At 60.4% G+C, this 5011-nt stretch carries 4 protein-coding genes and 2 pseudogenes; 3 read left to right on the top strand and 3 right to left on the bottom strand.

The window, feature by feature from the left end:
* The coding region (locus IVB12_RS15360; RefSeq protein ID WP_276576808.1) for a TCP-1/cpn60 chaperonin family protein at positions 1-400 on the top strand (400 nt) is incomplete at its 5' end.
* 444 nt (positions 401-844) lie between these two features.
* On the opposite strand, the gene IVB12_RS15355 is transcribed toward IVB12_RS15360, so the two are convergent.
* The 3 genes and pseudogenes from IVB12_RS15355 to IVB12_RS15345 all read right to left on the bottom strand — a co-directional run.
* A complete protein-coding gene (locus tag IVB12_RS15355) occupies positions 845-1219 on the bottom strand; it encodes a hypothetical protein (protein WP_247300228.1) in 375 nt (124 codons plus the stop codon).
* 178 nt (positions 1220-1397) lie between these two features.
* The gene (locus IVB12_RS15350) at positions 1398-1751 is read right to left on the bottom strand and encodes a prolyl oligopeptidase family serine peptidase (protein WP_247300230.1); all 354 of its coding nucleotides are present in this window, start codon (positions 1749-1751) and stop codon (positions 1398-1400) included.
* A 365-nt stretch (positions 1752-2116) separates the two neighbouring features.
* A pseudogene (locus IVB12_RS15345) lies at positions 2117-3361 on the bottom strand (S9 family peptidase); the annotation flags it as partial.
* Positions 3362-3676: 315 nt separating this feature from the next.
* Between IVB12_RS15345 and IVB12_RS37955 the strand changes: the two are divergent.
* Both IVB12_RS37955 and IVB12_RS15335 read left to right on the top strand, forming a co-directional pair.
* Entirely contained in the window at positions 3677-4393 is a 717-nt protein-coding gene (locus tag IVB12_RS37955) for a VirK family protein (protein WP_249816355.1), read from the top strand.
* Positions 4394-4837: 444 nt separating this feature from the next.
* Positions 4838-5011: pseudogene (locus IVB12_RS15335) on the top strand (ATP-binding protein); the annotation flags it as partial.

Raw genomic sequence — 5011 nt, 5'->3', positions numbered from 1 at the left:
CGGCGGCGTCGCCCTGCTCCGTGCCTCCGAGCAGCTCAAGGGCCTGCGCACCAAGAACGACGACCAGAAGACCGGCGTCGAGATCGTGCGCAAGGCGCTGTCGGCGCCCGCTCGCCAGATCGCTATCAACGCCGGCGAAGACGGCTCGGTGATCGTCGGCAAGATCCTGGAGAAGGAGCAATACGCCTACGGCTTCGACTCGCAGACGGGCGAGTATGGCAACCTCGTCAGCAAGGGCATCATCGACCCGACCAAGGTGGTCCGCGCCGCGATCCAGAACGCTGCCTCGGTGGCGGCGCTGCTGATCACCACGGAAGCGATGGTCGCCGAGCTGCCGAAGAAGAACACCGGCGCGCCCGCGATGCCCCCGGGCGGCGGCATGGGCGGCATGGACTTCTGATCCAACTCTCTCTAAAATGCGACCCCCGGCAGAAAAATGCCGGGGGGATTTTTTTGCTCGGGACTTTTTCAGTTCGTTGTTCTGATCTAGCGCTATGCGCTCTGCGGAAATGACGATCAGCAGTTGCTAGTCGTTCCGCTTGGGGCTTTGCGAGTCTGCTGGTAGGCATGTCATCGGGAGGACGAGCGGGTGATCGCGGTTCTGCACGGTCTTTCCCTGCGGCCTCAACGTCGGCGGCTGGTCAAGGCGAACACCTGAGAACGCCCGGTCGCGGTAGCCACCCATTGGCGCTACTGACTTAAATAGCATCGGTCCCCGCGCCTATCAATCGCTGTAAACGGATGCGCGAGCTAGGTGGTGGTCCCCGGGAAGAGCGATCCTCATCTCTCGTAATTTGGTCCGATCTGTTGCACCGTCCACAATCAGAAGAAGAACATCGCCAACTCAATCGAGACGGAAGATCTTTCGCCCAACCGCTACAATTTCCCGGTCGGTCGGAGGATTACTTGTCTCGACGTGCAGGGTGAGATCCGGCCTGTTCACTCTCAGGAAGTTCATCAGCTCGGTCTTCTCGGTTCCCGGTCCGATGATCAGCAGATCAGTGCAGCTACTCAGCGCCCGACCTACCCTGACGACAAACGTCGGATCGTCATTCACGGCAGAGCCAGTATGCGCTTTGCAATCAAGACGCTGGGGCGCCAAATGCGCGCGTACGGCCGTCGCGCTGACGCCCGTTAAACCTATGGAGAATATCTTAGCAATGAGGTGGTCGATCCACACGACCGCGTGCGAATGAATCTGAGTTGTCATGTCGCTCATGAATGGATTCCATTGTATTTCGTGATTCACCTGTCCGTCGGAGCGCAAGCCCGCACGCAAATTTCCTGCGGCTGACGATGCCAATCATGGCTCAAGTGATCAGCGTGAACCGACTCGCTACGTTGATGTAGCCGGGAACAGATCGCGTTGACCGTGAGCGCTTTACAGGTCCAAAACCTCATGCCGCACGCTGCCTCTTGACGGCCGTGGGCGGATGCACGCGGCTGTCCTTGGTGGAGGTAAGAATGAAGGGGACTGGGCAGGTCTTGCCCGGGACAAGCTTCTGATAGGGCGAGTAGGCCTCGATCCATCCGCGCTGCTCGCGATGGCGGGATCGCCATCCCGACTTGGTGAATCGAAGCATGTCGAACAGCGCCACCTGCACGATCGCTGCGTTGAAGAGGTCCCGGCGCTGAGTAATCGCGGTGCCCACCAGCAGACCTTCCTGGCTGGCGCCGACCACGCCCAGTCGGCGCGGAGAGGTGACCTCCGGCGGATTAGGTCCTCCGCAAAGGCGATGAAATGATCCCATGTCCGCTGCTTCGTTGCCGCTTGGGCCGACTGCTCGTGCCATCGCGGTCCAAACTCGCTGCCGCGCAGGTCCGCGACGACATATGCATTGCCCTGCTCGGGCCAGCGCCGCCCCACCGCTCCCGCATAGGATGGCAGGAGCGAAGCCTGGAATCCGCCATAACCATTGAGAAGGGCTGCGATCTCCGCTCCGAACCTCGCGTTCTTGGGACGCACCAGAAAGTAGGGAATCCGGGTCCCCTCCAGCGAAGTGGCCTCGAACTGCTCCGCAACATACCTGGACGCGTTGAACTTCGGAGGTGTCGTCCTCAGTATTTCAAGCCATTCGCTCGCCGCGTCGAAGTACCAGAGGGAGGTCGGCCCCGGATAGTTGGAGACGGTGAACAGCACCACGTCCGTTTCTTCGCTAGCGGCAGAGAGGCTGACGTTCTCGTTCGTAGGGAGCGGGATCGGCGTGGCCCGCCAAGTGCCCTGGTCGTACCTGTAGGTGAATGCCTTGCTCTGAACATTGTCAGGGATCGCCAGGATCAACAAGTTCTTGGTGACCGCGAACCCGCTGAGCGCTTGCCGAGGCTCGGGCTCGAAGACGAGCGATGGCATCGCGCGCAGCGGATCTTGCTTCCATTTGTCCAAGCCATATGAGATCATCGAGCCGGCCGCAAAGCGGGTGCTGCCGGACAGTATCCAGTCTTCATTGAGCGTCACGAGCAGGCGGCCACTGACGATGCCGCTGATGTTCGCTTTCTTTGGCAGGTTTAGCTTGATCGGTCCGTTGGGCGCAAAGAGTACATACTCCTGCTCGAAGAAGCTTATGGCGCGCATGGCGCCAGCCGCATGAACTTTGCCTTCATTATCCCGCAGCACGAAGGGCGCCGCCACGGCATCGGTCGGCTCCCCACGGAAGACCTCGCGCGCTCGAACGAGCGGCTGAGCGCGCTTGAGCTCCCTCAAGAGGAAAGGGCAGCCAACCTGCGTCAGGGTCCGTTCTCCCCAATCCCGTGCAGTGAGGACCGTGTGGCGGTCGACCCAGCTGACGGCCTGCTTTCCCTCCAGAAGAGCGAAACCGGTCGTGACGAAGGCGTTGGTGTCCGGGTCGAACTCTCGGACGAGCACAGCGTCCTTACCGCCATCAGAAAATTGGACGAGGCACAGGCGCACTTGGGGCGGCAGGCAGGTAGTGCCTTTAAAGACCCAACTTTTCTTACCCGCGACCGCCAGCGCGTCAATATCGAGGATGGTCTCCCAGTGCGGGTCCTGGCCGCGATAGCTGTCAAGCGTAGTACGCCGCCAGATGCCGCGCACGTGGTTCTCGTCCTGCGAGAAATTGCTGAGACCCCGCCGTTCCAACGAAACATAGGAAATCCGGTCTTTGGCCTGAAGGATGCTGATGGCCTCCTCATAGAAGCGGCGATTGCGGGGATCTGATTGGAGCGCGCCGAGCGTCTTGTCATTCTCGGCGCGGGCCAAATCCAGTGCGCGTGGCTCTTCGATTTCCTCGAGGCAAAGGAAGGAATCGTCCACCCGGGCCGCAGCGGCCCACTCCTGGGGCACCGCCGTGAAGGACAAACACGTCAGCGAGAGCAACACGGCGGCGAGGAGCGAGTGTTTCATGGGAGTAATCCTGGGCTGGGTGGGCCGCCCGGCTCGCGCGACTTGCGAGCTGGCCGAAAGCGGACAGAAGACGTACATTCGGTTTCGACAGCGGTCATGGGCGGGACTGTGCCCGCCGGTCCGAACGAAGCAAGCAGCGTGCCGCCTGAAAATTGGCGGTTCTCCAGCCGCTCGGTCGCGCCCCTTGGCTCAAACCTGACAATGCAGTGTTAGCTTCGAAAGTATTGTGATGAGCTTTACACTACTCACCGATGGAGCAGAGGTGCCCTGCTCTGGCATTTCACAGACCGGTCCGTAATCGCGCTAGAAACATTTATGGCGCGCCTAACTTGCAACGGCACGTGCTCAAGAAAGGCCCTCGCGCGGAGAATTTGCCGCTGGTTGGTGCAGCGAGCGCGAGCACATGTCAGCACGGCGCGTCATAATGCGGAGGATCCAGTGACAAGCCCGCCGAGACGCCAGTCGTTCTCGCAATTCGCAGGCATTGCACGAAGTGACTCGCACTCCGCGGGATCGATCATAATCATTTGCAAGCGCTACGCACCCTTAGGCCCACATACCCAATCACCTGCGCAGGTTCCGTCGGGTAACAACAAGAACTGGCTCCACCGAATCAAGCACAGGCTCTCGACTTTCGTCAAAATCGTCGGGGCAGCGTCTCTTGATTGTTCATTAAGAGCGGCCACCAATGGTGATCCGCTACTCACCGACCTCCGAGATCGATGGGGCGTGCCAGGGAGAGGTTGGTCTTACCGGCGGGCAACAAAACCCGGCTCGGCCACACCGGGCGGGCCAATTATCAATGCCTTCAGGGTGACTGCCCAGAACGGCATCAACTTCTCCAACGCTCATCAAACCGTGGACAGTTCCGGGTACCCAGTGACGGAATACATCCGCCACAGCCTCAGCCGCGAAGGCAAACTCACGGTGCGGGCCTCAAAGCTGGTGGCCGGGCCGGCCAAGATCATGAACCAGGGGGAATTGGTCTGCGAACTGCGGGACGGCGCGAAGTTCGTCTTGAAATTGGAATGAGGCTTGAGCCGTTCTTAGCCGCGTCGGAATGTGACAGGTATCCCATTCGGCACGCACCGATGACAACTTCGATCGGGCTACATTACCTGAGGAGCGCTAGTGACCAGGATGCCCAGTTCGTTCGTGCTCACCGCTGCCTGCGCACATCGATGGATTCCGGCGGTAAAGCCGTTCGCGCGCGGCTCCGCGTTCGCTCCACTCATCCTAATCTAGTGGATCGCATGCCGCCTGAAGAACGGCTGTTTGGGAGGCGGTGACGTTGTCTCGAAATCCTGATCAGGTTGCCGTAACGATCCTTTAGACTCCTTCTCGGAGCCATTTTGGATAACGCTCATCGCGGTGTCATCAAGCGCAACGAGAGGCGCTAGGGCGAACACATCTGCGCAACTGAGTTGGTGCAACTCCATAGGTAAGGCGCTGGGTTAGCGCTGGTTCCGCAGCGGCCGCGACCAGCTCGACAGCCTGCTCGACGAGGCGGCGCGCGCGAACCTGTCGGCGCGTGAGACGCTGATCCTACTGTGCGAGCGCGAGATCGCGCGCAAGGATCATCGCCGCATCGAGATGGCGCTGAAGCTCGCACACTTCCCGGCCGTGAAGGAGCTTGCTGGCTTCGACTTC

This window comes from Bradyrhizobium sp. 179 (genome assembly GCF_023073535.1).
Taxonomy (GTDB): domain Bacteria; phylum Pseudomonadota; class Alphaproteobacteria; order Rhizobiales; family Xanthobacteraceae; genus Bradyrhizobium.
The sequence above is the reverse complement of the archived record's forward strand: the minus strand, read 5'-3'. Positions and strand labels throughout refer to the sequence as shown.

Excerpts from the sequence above, each read along its gene's own strand:
- IVB12_RS15355 (WP_247300228.1), bottom strand. The coding sequence starts at position 1,219 with ATGAGCGACATGACAACTCAGATTCATTCGCACGCGGTCGTGTGGATC.
- IVB12_RS15350 (WP_247300230.1), bottom strand. The coding sequence starts at position 1,751 with ATGGGATCATTTCATCGCCTTTGCGGAGGACCTAATCCGCCGGAGGTC.
- IVB12_RS37955 (WP_249816355.1), top strand. The coding sequence starts at position 3,677 with ATGGCGCGCCTAACTTGCAACGGCACGTGCTCAAGAAAGGCCCTCGCG.